The organism is Rufibacter roseolus (assembly GCF_017916365.1).
GTDB lineage: Bacteria > Bacteroidota > Bacteroidia > Cytophagales > Hymenobacteraceae > Nibribacter > Nibribacter roseolus.
In genome coordinates this window covers 406,833-422,490 of sequence record NZ_JAFMSU010000001.1, presented here as the reverse complement: position 1 = coordinate 422,490, position 15,658 = coordinate 406,833, and the positions used below count along the sequence as shown (strand labels likewise).

Below are 15,658 nucleotides of genomic sequence, written 5' to 3'. Positions count from 1 at the left end.
ATTAGAGTGATTATTTTACCAAAGGGTTCTCTTTGTCGTCTCTTGTTACAAAGAGCTGCGATTAAGGCATAAAAAAAGGGGAGACAACTGTCTCCCCTTTTTTTATGCCTTAATCCAACTTAATTCTTGACAACACGTGATGTGGTGATTTTGCCATTCAATTCTGTAGTCAAGATGTACATCCCCGTGCTAAGGGAGGCATCTTTTAGAGGTAGCTCCATGGTAGATACTCCGCTCTCTACTGTGAAGACTTGCTCAAAAGCTTTCTTTCCTGTTACATAGTATAAGGCTACTGTCAGCTTGCCTCCCTTTTCAGTTGTTATTTCAATGGTAGGGTTAAAGCTATCATTGAAAGGGTTAGGGTAAACGGCTAAAGAAGAAGCCGGAGCAGAGTTTTTGTTTTCTACGGCAATGGTTTTGCTGTATTCAACAGTGCCATCTAAGTCAACTTGTTTCAAACGATAATAAGTTACCGCATTTCTCGCTGGATTTCGATCTGCAGTTTCGTATGATGTAACAGTTGAGCTGTTAACTACCTTGCTTTCTACTTTTTGGATAGTATTGAATTCTTTAGTAGGGTTAGTGCTGGCCTGTACCTCAAAGTACTCATTGTTTCTTTCTGAAGCGGTTGACCAGGTTAGAAGCACGCCTTTAGGAGTGCTTTCTCCTGAAAAATTAACCAATTCTACAGGAAGGGTAGTTGGCTCAAGTACTAAGAAGTTTGATTCATCTGTTCCACCAACGGTTTTCACTACCATCGGGCCACTAGTGGCGCCTGCGGGCACAACAGTGTTAAGTCCTTCTGGGGTCTCATCAAATTCCGCAACGGTTCCATTGAAAGTAACAGAAATTACCTTTGTAAGATTTGTTCCTGTCACCGCTACCACAGTTCCTACGGATCCTGAGTTCGGGCTCACGGAGGTGATAACCGGAGCCGGTACAGTTACCGTAAAGCTGGTAGAGCTTCTGGTAGTTTCTGTATCATTCTCAACGGCAATTGCGCCTGTTACAGCTTCAGCCGGAACCCGGCCAGTCACCTCGGTCTCGCTCACAAACACATAGTCCTCGGCGTAGATGAGGTTGCCGTTGGCGTCGGTGAACTTGAGCCCGCCGCCCTCAGAGAAGTTGTTGCCTATCACGGTTACCACAGTCCCAACAGGGCCAGAGGCAGGCGAGAAGGAGGTGATAACCGGTGCGGTTGTAATTACGGTGAAGTTAGACTCATCAGAGCCGCCCTCTGTAGTGACAATCATCTGGCCTGAAATCGCTCCAGCTGGAACAATTATGATCAAGCTGTTATCATTAGAGTCATCGTACTCGGTGGCTGTTACTCCTCCAAATGTTATACTTTTGATATTCTTTAGGTTAATGCCTTCTACCGTTACTACTGTACCCACAGAGCCTGAGTTAGGGCTTACGGAGGTAATAACCGGAGCGGGAGCAGTCACCGTGAAACTGGTGGTGCTTTTAGTGGTTTCATAATCCCCTTCCATTGCAATAGGCCCTGTAACAGCGCCAAGCGGAACTCGGCCGGTCGCTTCTGTCTCGCTTACGAACACGTAGTCCTCGGCGTAGATGAGGTTGCCGTTGGCGTCGGTGAACTTCATCCCGCCGCCTTCTGAGAAGTTGCTGCCTTTCACGGTCACCACGGTTCCAACAGGACCTGTGGTAGGTGAGAAGGAGGTAATTATTGGTGCAGGATAAACTGTAAAGTCTTCAGAGCTCACAGCAACATTTGCCCCATCATTGTTGGTCAATTTAATTTTGCCCGTTATGGCGCCTGTCGGTACGGTGGCGGTTATGCTGTTGTTGTCAACAATGGTGAACGCAGCTCTTTTGCCAGCTGTAGTGTTGTCAGAGAATAAGACATTCTGTGTATTTACCAAATTAGCTCCGGTAATGGTCACCAAGGTGCCTACAGGGCCGGCCTTAGGATCAAAACTGGTGATGGTAGGAGCCAACAGGATGCCACTGCCTTGGAGCTTTACGGTGTAAGGGTTTTCGTTTGAATCATTATTGCCAATTCTGATCTCTGCATTTTTGCTGAGTACTGAAGTTGGCTTGAAAACCACTTTGAAAGTGGTAGTTGAGCCTGCTGTAATGGAGGAGGAAGTTGGTTGTTGCGTGATCTGAAATTGATCAGGGTTAGTTCCCGTTACTACCAACGGAGTGGTGATTGACAAAGGCAGGGTTCCGTTGTTTTGGATGGTGAATGTAACTGGAGCGCTGCTGGTATTAATATTCTGTTGAGAAAATGTATAGGTTGAGCCGGCATCCTGTTGTGTGCTGCCAGCTAATACGTTGATTTCCGGCGCATCTGGTAATGCTGTAAGACTTACCTGGTCAACAAGTACTTGGGTGGATGCAGGCAGTGTCGCCAATCGGAATCTTAGGTAGCGCGTATCGCTTTTAGGAGTGATGGTTACTTTCGCTCCTCCGCCACTTGTAGCAGTTACGCGTGTTAAATTGGAGCTATTAAATTCCTGCAGTGAAGTCCAAGTGCTATTATTGGAGGATTCTTCTAGAAAGAAAGTGCCGCTAAAGGTTGAAGGAGCAGTGGCAGTTCCGGTATATCTCCAACCAAGATAGAAACTGAATTCGCCTGGCAATTGGGTAGTGATGCCAGAAAAGTTTATTGATAAAACATCGCCAGATGTGTCAAAGGTAGCAGATCTACTTGATCCGTCTACCTCAGTAACAGGCCCTAGGTTGTAAGTAGCATCTGTTGCTAAGCCAGTGTGAGTCCAGCCGGCTTTAGGGGCACTAGAATTTAATCTATCCCAACGACCGTTGTGAGAAGTAGGTAAACTTGTTACCTGCGCCTGTACCTGTAATGCAGACGCCATTCCGCAGAGCATCAAGACTAAAAATAGCCAAACCCTACTTACACTGTTTTCCCCTGAAGCACTTCTTCTGAGTAAATTTTTCTCCATAAACGCTACTTTATAATTGATAAACTTATTTGTATTCCTATTTAAATTGCTTTTGCCTGCCCCGCTTATTAGCCTTCCTTTTCTTTCTCTTATTTAAATATTGCTACTTAAAATATAAGTATAAGTACTATGTTGTCTCGCTTGGGGCTGGCGAACTACGGGTAAAATTACTAGAATGTTTAAGATTGTCTAAATATTCGTTATAATTTTTTTGTCATAGGATTCTATGGGCTTTCGGTGAATCAGAAACATACTCAACACAAAATTGGGTTTCTGATTGATAGAGGGGGTTTATGCTGAAATCAACAGGATATTATAATTTAATTAATTGATAAATAATATAATAAATTTAATTATGTATTAATTAATTCAAATATAGTGCAAGGAATATCCTAAACTACTTAATTTTTATTTGGTAAGGCTGTTCTTGGTTATGTAGAAAAAAAAGTCCTATTTTATCTAAGTTGAACGCACAAAGGTTGCCAAATTCTGTATTCCGGTAGAATACACATCCGGCATCCAGGTTAATAGCTGGTCTTTTTTTTGCTACCGCTTTTTCAATGGTGGATTGTGGGACGGGAAGGTGACCGTGGAGAAGTCGGCGGCCGCCTAGTTTGGCAAGGGTGGGTTGCATTTGCCTGGTGTTCATGAGGAGGTGATTATTGGTAAGTAGCGGGTTGTTAAGGCTGAAGTCTAAGCCGGCGTGTACCAATACATAGTCATCCAGCACTACCATAAGGGGCAGAGACCTGATAAAGGAGAGGTATTCTGAGCCAATGTCTTTGATTTGGGTTACGCCAAAATTCTCCAGGGTTTTCTGTTTGTCCTCGGGAGTGAGCCAGACAGTGTGTTCTCCCTGGTCAACGGCATCTAACAGGAGTTGGTCATGGTTGCCCCTGATGCAGGTAAGTCTGTAGCCTTGGCGCTGGAGCGAAAAGATATAGTCCAAAACGCCTTTGCTGTCTGGGCCTTTATTGATGTAGTCTCCCAAGAGGTAGAGATGGTCCTGGGGTTGCAACCGGATTACTTCTTCCACCATCTTACGGAAAGTGACAAGACAACCATGGATATCTGAGATCGCGTACCGGGCCATGAAGCAAAAGTTTGAAAGTGGTTATGCCTACCATCGGCTTTGTCTAGTTAAAGCAGATGGGCTAAAAAGATGAATGATAAACGGAAAGTAAAACTCATGGAAATGGTATTTAGCGCCTGTTTTCCTTAAAACTGCCTTACAACGGCACAAAAAAGCACCTCCCGTTCAGGAGGTGCTTTTTCTCTTCAAGTGAAGAATACATCAAGATCCGCCGTAGCTGGGTTTGTTGATGTCTGGTTTATGGAGATTGCGGTTAGGATGGGTGATGGCCTCCGGGGCTGGATTGCCGTTTTCATCCAGGAATCTTTCCGCTATTTCTTCGCTACGATCAATCGCGTCTGGGCCACCAGTGGTTTTAGCACCGGCTTTGCTGATGCCTTCACCGGTAGGTTCACCTTTCTGTGACTTTGAGTCGTGACTGGTGTTCTTGCTCTTATATGGCATGAGTTCCTCCTTTTCTATTTAGTTAAACAATCAAAAGCTTTGGGTCGGCATCAGGTGCCGCGGCCTTCGCCGTCGGTCCGCATGTTGTCTTTAGGCGGCTCGTTGTTGTCGGCTTCCTCGTTCACGCTCACGCCGGTTGGTCCGTCTGAGCTGTCAGAGCCATAGCCTTCTTTGCCGTCGCGGTTCCCGAAACCACCGCGTTGTGCCTCGTTCTTAGGCGGATCAGCACCTGGTATGATATGTCCCGCCATCATGTCTTCCATGTTGGTGGCGGTATCATCTATCACCCGTACCGGACGGTCGTGTCCGTTGGGGTGGCCGTTATTGTCAGTAGCCATAGGCGTATGTAGTTAAAGTGTACTAGTTCCCCTTTTTACTGTTTCCACGTGGAAAGGTTGAGAGAATTACCCACCTATCTGCTCACCGCCGTTCACGTGAATGGTCTGCCCGGTAATGTAAGAGCCGTCTTCAGAGGCAAGGAAAACATACGCCGGCGCTACTTCTGAGGGCTGCCCTAAGCGGCCCATTGGCTGGTCTTTTCCAAAATCCCCTACTTTTTCCAGGGTAGCCGGAATTAGCGGGGTCCAGATAGGGCCGGGAGCCACGGCGTTCACCCTGATGCCTTCTTCAGCCAGGTTCTGGGAGAGCGAACGGGTAAAGGAAGTAATAGCACCTTTGGTAGAGGCGTAATCCATCAGGTGACTGGAGCCCCGGTAAGAAGTGATAGAGGTGGTGTTGATGATGCAGTCCCCTTCTTTGAGGTGGTTCAAGGCCGCCTGGGCCACGTAGATGTAGGCGAAGATGTTGGTCCTGAAAGTTTTCTCCAGTTGCTCAGGAGTGATCTCGCGCAGGTCGTTTTTCTCGTGCTGCTCGGCAGCGTTGTTCACCAATATATTGAGGCCGCCTAGTTCCTGTACCGCACGCTCCACGGCTTGTTTGCAGAAACTCTCGTCACGCAGATCGCCGGGGATGAGCACGCATTTCTTTCCTTCGGCCTCTACCATCTGGCGGGTGTCTTGCGCATCCTTCTCTTCATCAAGGTACACAATGGCCACATCGGCACCCTCGCGCGCGAAATGGACGGCCACGGCGCGGCCAATGCCGCTGTCTCCGCCGGTAATCAAAGCTTTTTTGCCCTTCAGTTTCTCACTGCCCTTATAGTTCTCCCTGATTACAATAGGTTCTTGCTTCATCTGGTGTTCGTGACCGGGTTGGTGCTCCTGGTGCTGATCTGGAACTTCCTGCGGATATTCTGTTGCCATTTCTATAGTAGTTTTTGTCTGTTAATGGTTTAATTCATTACTGTTCGGGGCCTTAGCCGGGGAAGCAGATTAAGAAATACGAGGAAGTGTCTGGAGTTAGCTACGTTTTACCATCGTTTTCATAAAAAGAGAGTAAAAACACGGAGACGCCGGTAGGCAGGAAATACCAAGGCAGGTAGCTCTTTATCCCCGCCGGCAAACGCACCTATGTGGACCGAAAAAGACAACCATCTTACCCGCAGCTTCAAGTTCCGCGACTTCAAAGAAGCCTTCGCGTTCATGACCGAGGTGGCCATAGTGGCCGAGGAAATCAACCATCACCCCTGGTGGAGCAACAGTTACAACAAAGTGGAGATCAGGCTTACCACCCATGACGCCGGCAACACCGTCACCAACCGTGACCACGTGCTGGCCCAGCGCATCAGTGCCCTGGCCGAGCGATACGGAGTCTAATTCCTGATTCGGGAGCATTTCCCTGAAAATAGGCCTAAAACGCCTATTTTACTCAGAACTCAGGACTCAGGACTCAGAACTCAAATTTCCGTATCTTTGAGCTATGGCCGAACCCGTAGAAGAGACCAGTCTGTATTTAGTGCCCACGCCCATCGGGAACCTGGAGGACATCACCCTGCGGGCGATCCGGATTCTGAAAGAGGTGGACGTGGTGCTCGCCGAGGATACCCGCACCAGCGGCAAATTGTTGAATCACCTGGGCATTGACAAGCGCATGCACAGCCACCACCTGCACAACGAGCACAAAGCCGTAGCACACCTGGTGGAACGCCTGAAGAAGGGCGAAAAGATGGCCATGGTCTCAGATGCTGGCACCCCCGGAATTTCTGACCCTGGTTTTCTGCTGGTGCGCGCCTGCGTGCAGGAAGGCATCAAGATAGAATGTCTGCCCGGGCCTACCGCGTTTGTGCCCGCCCTGGTGAAATCAGGCTTCAGCACAGATCGGTTCACGTTTGAAGGATTCCTGCCCATCAAGAAAGGCCGGCAGACGCGTTTGCAGAGCCTGGCCCAGGAAGAACGCACCATGATTTTCTACGAGTCTCCGCACCGGGTCTTGAAGACGCTGGAGCAGTTCAAAGAAGTGTTTGGGGGGGAACGCATGGTCTCGGTGAGCCGCGAAATAAGTAAAATGTTTGAGGAAACCCTTAACGGCACCTTAGAACAGATGGTGCAGACGTTTACTACCAAAGCAATCAAAGGAGAATTTGTCATTGTTGTCCAAGGAAACAAATAATCGTTTTTACCTCCCGCTGTTGGCGTTTCTGAGCGCCTTTCTGCTGTGGTTGGGTTGGCCGGTGAAACCACTGGCCTTTGTCTTGTTTATAGGCTGGGTGCCGTTCCTGCTGCTGGAAAAGGCCATTTCTGAGAAAACGGCCCCTAAACGCGGGCGCACGTTCTTCAAATATGCCTATCTCACGCTGTTGCTTTGGAACATCTTCACCACCTATTGGGTGAGTTACTCCACGCTGGGCGGCGGCATTGCGGCCGTGGTGTTCAATGCGTTGTTCATGATGATGCCCATGATGGCCTTCTTCTGGACCAAACGAGCCGCCGGCCGCGCCATCGGATACCTGAGCTTGCCCATATACTGGATCGCGTTTGAGCAGTTTCACCTGAACTGGGACCTGAGTTGGCCTTGGCTCACGCTGGGTAACGGCTTTGCCTCGCTGCCCAGTTGGGTGCAGTGGTACGAGTACACCGGCTATCTGGGCGGCTCCGTGTGGGTATGGGCGGTGAACCTGTTGGTGTTCTTCGCGCTGACCTCGCCGGAGAAGAAGAAAAGCAAATGGCTTTCCCCGGCGTTGACCTTTATTTTGCCGCTGCTTCTCTCCTTCTTCATCGGGAGCCGGTACCAGGAGAAAGGCGAGCTGGCCGAGGTCGTGGTGGTGCAACCCAACGTGGACCCCTACAAAGAGAAGTTCGAGGGCGGCGAGGGCTATATCCCGTTTGAGCAGCAGTTCGCCCGATTGATCACCTTATCAGAGCAGCAGATCACGCCCAACACCAAATTCGTGCTCTGGCCTGAGACCTCCATCAGCAACGGCATTAACTGGGAAGAGAATTTCGGGCTGAGCCCGGTGAGTTATGCGCTGCGCGATTTCCTGAACCGCCACCCCGGCGTGGAATTGGTGTCCGGCATCACCTCGGCACGGCTGTACCCGGATTCTACAAAGAGAAGCAGTACAGCCAGGTTTCATGAGCAGATCGGCTATTACGACGTCTACAATGCCGGGTTGCACTTCAAACCAAGCGGGCAGCATGAGTTCTACCACAAATCCAAGCTGGTTCCGGGCGTAGAGAAAACCCCGTATCCGGGTGTGTTCAAAGCCTTGAAAATGTTCGCCATTGATTTGGGCGGCATTGCCGGGAACATGGGCACGCAGGAAACAAGGGCCATCTTCCAGCACAGCCAGGACCCCAAGTTGGTGGGCGCGCCGGTAGTCTGCTATGAATCAATTTATGGCGAGTACGTGAGCGAATACGTGCGCAACGGTGCCAGTGCCATTTTCATCATCACCAACGATGCCTGGTGGAGCGACTCGCCGGGCTACAAACAGCATTTGGCCTATGCCTCTTTGCGGGCTATTGAAACCAGACGGGCCGTGGCTCGTTCAGCCAATACGGGTATCTCGGGGTTCATAGACCAGAAAGGCGAGTTGCTGCAGAGATCGGGTTGGTGGGTGCCGGCGGCCATGCGCGGCCAGATCAGGTTCAACCAGGAGCAGACGTTCTATACCCGCCACGGCGAGCTCATCGGACACGGCACACAATGGCTCGCGCTGGGTCTGGTGGTGTTGGCTGTGGTGCTTAGGTTTACCCGCCGGACACCTAAAAACGTAATCAACACGCATTCCGCGCAGCGGACCCATACCTAAAACTATGAAAGACATATCCGCTCTCCGCGACCAGGTAGTACAGCTCACCAAAGAAGTAGGCAAGTTCATTCTGTACGAGGCGGCCAACTTCGATATCTCCGATCTGGAGCACAAAGGCCTGAACAACCTGGTCTCCTACGTTGACAAAGAAGCCGAGGAGCGCCTGGTGGCGGGGCTGGAAAAACTCCTGCCCGAGGCTGGGTTCATCACCGAGGAGGAAACCAAAACGGAGAAAGGTGAGGAGTTCAACTGGATCATCGATCCGCTGGACGGCACCACCAACTTCATCCATGGTTTGCCGGTGTACTCGGTGAGCATCGCCTTGATGCAGAAGGACGAGTTGGTGATTGGCGTGGTCTATGACATCACCCGCGATGAATGCTACCATGCCGTGAAGGGTGGCGGGGCCTTCTGCAACGACCGCAATATCACCGTGTCCGGTGCTCCTTCCCTGGCAGATTCCCTCATCGCCACTGGTTTCCCCTACTACAGCTTTGACCTCATGCAGAAATACCTGCAGGTGATGGGCTCTTTCATGCAGGGCTGCCACGGCGTGCGCCGCTTGGGTTCTGCCGCGCTGGACCTGGCTTACGTAGCCTGCGGCAAGTTTGAAGGCTACTTTGAGTTCAACATCAACTCCTACGATGTGGCCGGCGGCGCCCTACTGGTGCAGGAAGCCGGCGGGCAGGTCACCGATTTCAGGGGCGGCAAGAACTACGTCTTCGGGCGCGAAATCTGCGTGAGCAACAACCCCAAGGTGCAACAGGAGATGCTCCAACTCATTGAGCCGTTCTGGAAGGAATAGCTTCCTGCGTTTACGGGCTGTTTTTGAAGAATTGGTCGTAAAATGGCACAGGTAGTTTCAACCGTGAAACCGGTAATTCCCAGCTAATCTTTAAACTATTTCTACCTTTGCCGGCGTTACCCACATGTTATGGTACAGGAAATCATCATCGTCTTTATCTTTCTGCTGGCGGCAGGCTATCTCCTCCGGATGGGCTATAAGAGCTTTTTCTCCAAAGAGGCCGGTTGCGCCAAAGGCTGCGGCGGGGCTTGCTCCACCATTGACCTGGCCAAGATCCAGGGGGAGATAGAAGCCAAAAAGGCCTTCAAATAAAAATCTTGTTCTTACCGATATCCATAGAAAGCCGTTCCAGCAGGAGCGGCTTTCTGCTTTTATGGCTTTCTGTTTAGGGTCTATTTTTCTGAAAACAATGCCAAAACAGGTTTCCAGGGCAAAGTGCCCCAAAGGGAAAAATGGCCTTCAGGTGCCTCTAATATCATTTATTTTGAATATTGCTGGCAACCAGACCGGATTTTTACGTATAGTCCAGAAACCACCAATTGATACGGAAAACATCTAAAGATATCAGGTTATGCAAGACAAAGAACAATTAACCAGCCAAGTGAAAGTAGAGGCGAAGCTCAACCAGGAGGGCTTCACAGAAGACTTCAGAGTGACTGAAGACAACCGCCTCGTAAACCTGAAAGGCGATAAAAGCTATGGCGTGGAAGAAGTGAGGATTGTGGATTTCTATCGTTTTGAAGGCGACACTGACCCAGATGATATGGCCATTCTCTATGCCCTTGAGTGCACCGACGGCACCAAAGGAACCATCTCCAACTCCTACGGCCCTTACGCCGACCAGAACGTGGATGCTTTCCTGAGACAGGTAGAAGACCTGGGCAAGAAGATAGACAAAAAGTAGGCATTACTTTTTACCCCAAAGCAAAACGGCCGGAGACTATTCTCCGGCCGTTTTGCTTTGGTTCTGGTTTCCGTCGTCAGAAGGTTCCGGGTCTTTGGGTGTTACCTTCAGTTCCACCGGATGGTCTATCGGCGAGGCCGGTTCCTTCATCTCAATAGACAGGTCTTTGCCGCCTTTCACCCCGAAGTTGAGCGTGGTGATTGGGAACGGAATCTCTATTTTATGCTGGTCAAAGGCCTTTTTGATCTTGATGATGGCCTCGCTCTTAGCGTACACAAAATCTGTCTGGCGTTTGTAGGTGATCCAGTAGCGCACCAGAAAGTTGATGCTGCTTCCCCCAAACTCCTCGTACACCACCTCCACTTCTTTGCTGTCAATCATGTTCCTGATACCCACCATGGCGTCTTTCACCACCTGCTGTACCCGTTCCAGGTCCTCGGCGTAGGAAACGCCCACCTTCAGGTCAATCCGGCGGATGCCGTAGTGCGAGAAATTGGTGAGCGCCGACTCAAACACCTTGCGGTTGGGCACCTTCACCAACTCGCCGGTCTGCCGCCTGATGTCCACGGTACGCAGGTTGATCCGCTCAATGGTCCCGAAATGGTCATTGGTGTCAATCACGTCACCCACCACAAACGGTTTCCTGAACGCGATAATCACCCCCGAGATGAAGTTGGCGGCAATGTCCTGGAACGCGAAACCCAGGGCCAAACCAATGATACCGGCACCGGCCAGCAAGGTGGTCACCGTCTTGTCCAACTTCAGGATGCTCAGGGTAAAGAAGATGCCCAGGGTAAGCGTACTCACGTACACGGTGGTGCCCACCAGGTTGTTGAGGGCGCTGCTATGGGTGAACCGGATGAGCAGTTTGTCTGAGGTTCTTCTTAAAAGCCGGGCGGCAATAAAGGTAAGCACCAGCACCAGCATGGCCAGGAACAGGTTGGGCAGCATGAGCACTATCTGCCTCAGCCAAATCTCCAGCTTGCGCCAAAGGAGTTGAAACGCTTCGTTGATTTCAGTCACGGGGATGAGAATTGAATAACCTTGAAACTCTGCCCAAAGCCAAGCCTTGGGGCTAAATTCCTCATACGGAATATAAGGCAATCCAGCTAAAGAAAGCAAGAAGGGTTTCTAGCCCCAGACTCTGGTACCCTCAGAGCAGTTGCGGCACATCTCTATCTGGCTCCGGCCCTTGAGCAGCGAACCCCTGAACTTACGGTAACCATCGCTTTTCCAGAGCTGTCTGAAACTCTGTTGCTGCAGGTCGCCCAGCCGGTAATGGGCGTCTTTGTCAAAGCAGCAGGGCACCACCAGGCCGTCCCAGGTGATGACGCAGGAATGCCACATCTTCCAGCAGCCGTCAATGAGCTTGTTTTTGAGGGTGTAGGTGCCGTTGGGCTGCGCCTGGTAGCGCGAGTAATAGTCTATGGTAGGAATGAGCGGCGAGCCTTGGGCATAGTCATAAATCTGCGCGGTCTTAAACCAGACATCGTCCACGCCCAGTTCTTTGGCCAGTTGTTTGGCGTCTTCAATCTGGTGCTCGTTGGGGCGCACCACCAGAAACTGGAAAATGAGGTACGGGGTCTTGGATTTGAGCTCGCGCTTGTACTTCACCAGCCGCTTGGTGCCTTCCAGCACTTTGTCCAGCTTGCCACCTACCCGATACTGTTTGTAGACGTCCTGCGTGGTACCGTCCAGAGAGATGATGAGGCGGTCCAGGCCAGACTCCACGGTTTTGCGGGCATTTTCCTCGGTGAGGTAATGGGCGTTGGTGGAAGTGGCGGTGTACAGACCCTTGCCGGAGGCGTATTTCACCAGGTCCAGGAACGAGGGGTGCAGGTAGGGCTCGCCCTGGAAATAAAACAGCAGGTACAGGAGCCGGTTGTGAAGCTGGTCAATGGTCTGCTTGAAAAGTTCGTTGGAGAGCATGCCCGTAGGACGGGTAAAAGACCGCAGTCCGCTGGGGCACTCGGGGCAGCGCAGGTTGCAGGAGGTGGTAGGCTCAAAAGAGATGCTCACCGGGTCGCCCCAGTGGCGAGGCTTCTTGGTGAGGCGGGCCAAAGCGTAGCTGCTCACCACCTGCAGCGCGTTCCAGAAACGGCGCGGGGTAAGCTTAGACGCTAAATTCAATCCATCCAGAAACGTGCCTCGGGTCAAATGATTGGGTGCTTATAAAACAGGTGCCACCTTCTGCAGATAGCACCTGTTTTTGTTTTAAACATGCTCAATAAGCAAAAGTAGGCAAAAAAGGCGAGGCTGTGTGCTGCAGCGGTGGCTAGTTTCCTTTGATATACTGAGACCAGTATCTTGAAAGGTGTAAGAAAGTTTGGGTTAATCTATGCCCTACTTCTTGGCGGTCTTCCGGTATTGGTCCACGGCGGCGGCAATGTCACGGGCACCTTCAGCGTGGCCGGGACGGCGGGCGTTGGTGCTGATAAGGGTGCCGTCTGGGGCAATCATGAAATAACCGGGGAAGGATTTCACGTCATAGTCCTTCAGGATCTTGGCCGAGAGGTCTGGCGCGTACAGGTGGATGCCCGGCAGTTTCTTCTGCGCGATGCCCGCCTTCCAGGCGTTGAAGTCTTCGCCCACCGATACCTGCAGCAGCACAATGTCTTTATCGGCTAACTGCTGGGCAAAGTATTTATATGCTTGCTGGTCTACGTTGCAGATGCCACAGTGTGTGCGCCAGAAGCCCAGGTACACGATCTTGTCTTTGAAGCTGCTCAGGGAAACACTGTCGCCGGTAGAAGAAAGCAGGGTGAACGCCGGGGCGGGGCTGCCCAGTCCTACCCTTCTGAACTGCTTATACTGCGCATGCACAAAAGAAATGAAGTTCTGGTCCTTGGCCTCTTTCTGGAAATCGGAGTACATGGCATCAGCGTCTGGCACGTACCCGAACCTGAAAGCCTGCGAAAGGATACGCGCCATCATCATGTCACGGGCGGTGCCCTGCAGCTCCTGCTTCACCAAACCGTACATGACTGGGTAGTAGTCGCGCTCCAGGTTGGCCGGTTTCTGCTCCAGGGCGCGGTATTGGAAATAGTTGTTCAGGAAATCGAGGTAAGCCTGGTTTCTCATGGCGCCAGGGGCGTTAAGGTTTACCTTCTTCAGAAAGTCATAGTAATTAGGTGAAAGCTGGGGCGGCAGATCACCCACGCGTTTGCGCACATCCACGTAGGTAAGGCGGTCATTGGCGTACCCGAATTCAATCTGCGCCCGTGCGTAGCCTTTGAATGCCTCAGAGACTTTAGCGGTTTTCAGGAATTTCTCCAGGAACTTGATCTGGTCCTCGCGGCGCTCCTCCAGGAAAAGCAGGAACTCCTTTTCACGCTTGTGAATGTTGTCTGGCAGCACCTGGTAGTCTTCCTCCTCCTCAAACTTGCGCTCAAACTCCAGCAGGAAATTGTTCTCGTCAAAACCCTGGCCTTTAAATTTCACCGTAGAAATAAAATCCTCCGCATCGGCGCGCACCTCCAGGTTATCGCCGGGCTGCAGGAACAGCATGATGGACTCGGGACCGTGCACCAGTTCAGCCAGCATGGGCTCATAAACCGGGGCCGTGAGGGTGAACTCGCCGTTTTTGGACAAGGCCACTGTGTGCGACTCGCCGGAGTAGGAGGCCGGAACGGTGTAAAGCTCCAGCAGTACGCTGTCACTTACCGGCTCATTTATTTTACCGGTGATGGTTACCGTGCCTTGAGAAGCGTGAGCGGAAATAGTGCTAAAGCAGAGCACCAGGCTCAGCACTAAAGAAGTCAATAATCTGTGAGGGGTGAAAGACATCTTGAAAATCAATAAAGAAGATACAATCTTTGATTCAGTAATGGTTTTCTAACGCCACCGGAAATAAAAATAGTTCAAAGGATTGGCTTATCCAAATAAACCACTGAAGACTTCCTCCAACCTGCTGGCTGCGTGAATTCTGATGTTAAACCGGCTCAGGTCTACCCCTTTCTTGTTGTATTTGGAAATATAGATGTCCTGAAAACCCAATTTCTCAGCCTCAGAAATGCGTTGCTCAATGCGGTGCACTGCGCGTACTTCGCCCCCTAAGCCCACCTCGGCGGCAAAGCAGGTGGTGTGCGGAATAGCCACATCTTCAAAAGAAGAAAGCAGAGCGGCGCAAATGGCTAAGTCCAAAGCGGGGTCCTCCACTTTCAAACCACCAGCGATGTTCAGAAAGACGTCCTGCATGCCTAGTTTGAAGCCCCCGCGCTTCTCCAGCACGGCCAGGAGCATGTTCAGGCGCTTGGCATCGTAGCCGGTGGTACTGCGTTGCGGCGTGCCATAGGTGGCCGGCGTCACCAGGCTCTGCACCTCAATTAAAAGCGGCCGGTTGCCTTCCATAGTGCCCCCAATGGTGATGCCACTGAACGCCTCCTCGCGTTGCGAGATCAGGATCTCAGAGGGGTTGCTCACCTCGCGCAGGCCCGTGCCCAACATCTCATAGATACCCAGTTCAGACGTGCTCCCGAAGCGGTTTTTGGTGGTGCGCAGGATGCGGTAGGTCATGTGGCGGTCGCCCTCAAACTGCAACACGGTGTCTACCATGTGCTCCAGGATCTTGGGCCCGGCCAGGTTACCTTCCTTGGTGATGTGCCCGATGAGAAACACCGGCGTGCCGCTTTCCTTCGCGAACTTAAGCAGCTCGGCGGTACATTCCCGCACCTGGGCCACGCTGCCCGCGCCGCTCTCAATAAAAGACGAGTGCAGCGTCTGGATGGAGTCAATGATCAGGACATCGGGTTGGAGCTGTTCAATTTGCTTGAAGATGTTCTGGGTGCCGGTCTCGGTGAGGATGAAGCAGTTGGGATGTTTGGTGCCCAGGCGCTCGGCGCGCATCTTGATCTGCTGCTCACTTTCCTCGCCGGAGATATAGAGCACGCGCTGGCTGCGCAGGCTCAACGCAATCTGCAGCATGAGCGTGGATTTTCCTATGCCGGGCTCGCCCCCGATGAGGACCATAGAGCCGGGCACAATGCCGCCGCCCAGCACGCGGTTCAGCTCAGCGTCCTCGGTGACCACGCGGGCCTGCTCAGAGTAAGTGATTTCCCCGATGGGTTTGGGTTTGCTGGCCACCTGCTGGCTGCTGGTACCCACTTTCCAGGCGGAGGTGGGCGTCACATCCTCGCGGGCCACTACTTCCTCTACGTAGGTGTTCCACTCGCCGCAGGCCGGGCAGCGGCCTATCCATTTAGCCGACTGCGCGCCGCAGCTCTGGCAGAAATATGCTGTTTTGATCTTAGCCATAAAATTGATTTTCCGCGCCGCGAAAACGGCGAAGGTAAGGAATCGCGGTAGATTAACCGGATACAGAGATAACAAC

At 51.6% G+C, this 15,658-nt stretch carries 15 protein-coding genes; 6 read left to right on the top strand and 9 right to left on the bottom strand.

Annotated elements, in window-relative coordinates; genetic code table 11:
- Positions 1–119: 119 nt before the first annotated feature.
- The 5 genes from J3P35_RS01805 to J3P35_RS01785 all read right to left on the bottom strand — a co-directional run bounded on the left by J3P35_RS01805 (position 120) and on the right by J3P35_RS01785 (position 5,732).
- On the bottom strand, positions 120–2,933 hold the full coding sequence (locus J3P35_RS01805; RefSeq protein ID WP_210462500.1) for an IPT/TIG domain-containing protein: 2,814 nt from the start codon (positions 2,931–2,933) through the stop codon (positions 120–122).
- Between the two features lie 397 nt (positions 2,934–3,330).
- Positions 3,331–4,026 (bottom strand): metallophosphoesterase family protein, encoded by a 696-nt coding sequence (locus J3P35_RS01800; protein ID WP_210462499.1) that lies wholly within the window; start codon positions 4,024–4,026, stop codon positions 3,331–3,333.
- 201 nt (positions 4,027–4,227) lie between these two features.
- Complete coding sequence (locus tag J3P35_RS01795) at positions 4,228–4,470, bottom strand: hypothetical protein (RefSeq protein ID WP_210462497.1); 243 nt, start codon at positions 4,468–4,470, stop codon at positions 4,228–4,230.
- 50 nt (positions 4,471–4,520) lie between these two features.
- Positions 4,521–4,808, bottom strand: coding sequence for a hypothetical protein (locus tag J3P35_RS01790; protein WP_210462495.1), 288 nt, complete (start codon positions 4,806–4,808; stop codon positions 4,521–4,523).
- A gap of 66 nt (positions 4,809–4,874) precedes the next feature.
- The gene (locus J3P35_RS01785) at positions 4,875–5,732 is read right to left on the bottom strand and encodes an SDR family oxidoreductase (protein ID WP_210462493.1); all 858 of its coding nucleotides are present in this window, start codon (positions 5,730–5,732) and stop codon (positions 4,875–4,877) included.
- Positions 5,733–5,939: 207 nt separating this feature from the next.
- Between J3P35_RS01785 and J3P35_RS01780 the strand changes: the two genes are divergently transcribed.
- From J3P35_RS01780 to J3P35_RS01755, 6 genes are all read left to right on the top strand, one after another.
- Positions 5,940–6,185: a 4a-hydroxytetrahydrobiopterin dehydratase gene (locus J3P35_RS01780; protein WP_210462491.1), complete on the top strand. Its 246-nt coding sequence runs from the start codon at positions 5,940–5,942 to the stop codon at positions 6,183–6,185.
- A gap of 103 nt (positions 6,186–6,288) precedes the next feature.
- Positions 6,289–6,978, top strand: coding sequence for a 16S rRNA (cytidine(1402)-2'-O)-methyltransferase (rsmI, locus tag J3P35_RS01775; protein WP_210462490.1), 690 nt, complete (start codon positions 6,289–6,291; stop codon positions 6,976–6,978).
- Positions 6,959–8,620: an apolipoprotein N-acyltransferase gene (gene lnt, locus J3P35_RS01770; RefSeq protein WP_210462488.1), complete on the top strand. Its 1,662-nt coding sequence runs from the start codon at positions 6,959–6,961 to the stop codon at positions 8,618–8,620. The genes rsmI and lnt overlap by 20 nt, the downstream gene beginning before the upstream one ends.
- Before the next feature lie 4 nt (positions 8,621–8,624).
- Positions 8,625–9,425, top strand: a complete 801-nt coding sequence (locus tag J3P35_RS01765; protein WP_210462487.1) for an inositol monophosphatase family protein — start codon at positions 8,625–8,627, stop codon at positions 9,423–9,425.
- 129 nt (positions 9,426–9,554) lie between these two features.
- Entirely contained in the window at positions 9,555–9,737 is a 183-nt protein-coding gene (locus J3P35_RS01760) for a FeoB-associated Cys-rich membrane protein (RefSeq protein WP_210462485.1), read from the top strand.
- Between the two features lie 259 nt (positions 9,738–9,996).
- A complete protein-coding gene (locus J3P35_RS01755; protein WP_210462483.1) occupies positions 9,997–10,329 on the top strand; it encodes a hypothetical protein in 333 nt (110 codons plus the stop codon).
- Between the two features lie 36 nt (positions 10,330–10,365).
- On the opposite strand, the gene J3P35_RS01750 is transcribed toward J3P35_RS01755, so the two are convergent.
- The 4 genes from J3P35_RS01750 to radA all read right to left on the bottom strand — a co-directional run bounded on the left by J3P35_RS01750 (position 10,366) and on the right by radA (position 15,582).
- Positions 10,366–11,352, bottom strand: a complete 987-nt coding sequence (locus tag J3P35_RS01750; protein WP_210462482.1) for a mechanosensitive ion channel family protein — start codon at positions 11,350–11,352, stop codon at positions 10,366–10,368.
- A 108-nt stretch (positions 11,353–11,460) separates the two neighbouring features.
- Positions 11,461–12,486 (bottom strand): SPASM domain-containing protein, encoded by a 1,026-nt coding sequence (locus J3P35_RS01745; RefSeq protein WP_210462480.1) that lies wholly within the window; start codon positions 12,484–12,486, stop codon positions 11,461–11,463.
- A 186-nt stretch (positions 12,487–12,672) separates the two neighbouring features.
- Positions 12,673–14,115 carry a TlpA disulfide reductase family protein gene (locus J3P35_RS01740; protein WP_210462478.1) on the bottom strand — a complete coding sequence of 481 codons (1,443 nt, stop codon included), beginning with the start codon at positions 14,113–14,115 and terminating at the stop codon, positions 12,673–12,675.
- Between the two features lie 87 nt (positions 14,116–14,202).
- The gene (gene radA, locus J3P35_RS01735) at positions 14,203–15,582 is read right to left on the bottom strand and encodes a DNA repair protein RadA (RefSeq protein ID WP_210462476.1); all 1,380 of its coding nucleotides are present in this window, start codon (positions 15,580–15,582) and stop codon (positions 14,203–14,205) included.
- Between the last annotated feature and the right edge of the window lie 76 nt (positions 15,583–15,658).

What these genes read in the sequence shown, in the direction of transcription:
- rsmI (WP_210462490.1), top strand. Translation starts at nt 6,289, where the DNA reads ATGGCCGAACCCGTAGAAGAGACCAGTCTGTATTTAGTGCCCACGCCC.
- J3P35_RS01785 (WP_210462493.1), bottom strand. Translation starts at nt 5,732, where the DNA reads ATGGCAACAGAATATCCGCAGGAAGTTCCAGATCAGCACCAGGAGCAC.
- J3P35_RS01805 (WP_210462500.1), bottom strand. Translation starts at nt 2,933, where the DNA reads ATGGAGAAAAATTTACTCAGAAGAAGTGCTTCAGGGGAAAACAGTGTA.
- J3P35_RS01755 (WP_210462483.1), top strand. Translation starts at nt 9,997, where the DNA reads ATGCAAGACAAAGAACAATTAACCAGCCAAGTGAAAGTAGAGGCGAAG.
- J3P35_RS01740 (WP_210462478.1), bottom strand. Translation starts at nt 14,115, where the DNA reads ATGTCTTTCACCCCTCACAGATTATTGACTTCTTTAGTGCTGAGCCTG.
- J3P35_RS01790 (WP_210462495.1), bottom strand. Translation starts at nt 4,808, where the DNA reads ATGGCTACTGACAATAACGGCCACCCCAACGGACACGACCGTCCGGTA.
- J3P35_RS01780 (WP_210462491.1), top strand. Translation starts at nt 5,940, where the DNA reads ATGTGGACCGAAAAAGACAACCATCTTACCCGCAGCTTCAAGTTCCGC.
- J3P35_RS01765 (WP_210462487.1), top strand. Translation starts at nt 8,625, where the DNA reads ATGAAAGACATATCCGCTCTCCGCGACCAGGTAGTACAGCTCACCAAA.
- J3P35_RS01795 (WP_210462497.1), bottom strand. Translation starts at nt 4,470, where the DNA reads ATGCCATATAAGAGCAAGAACACCAGTCACGACTCAAAGTCACAGAAA.
- radA (WP_210462476.1), bottom strand. Translation starts at nt 15,582, where the DNA reads ATGGCTAAGATCAAAACAGCATATTTCTGCCAGAGCTGCGGCGCGCAG.
- J3P35_RS01760 (WP_210462485.1), top strand. Translation starts at nt 9,555, where the DNA reads ATGGTACAGGAAATCATCATCGTCTTTATCTTTCTGCTGGCGGCAGGC.
- J3P35_RS01800 (WP_210462499.1), bottom strand. Translation starts at nt 4,026, where the DNA reads ATGGCCCGGTACGCGATCTCAGATATCCATGGTTGTCTTGTCACTTTC.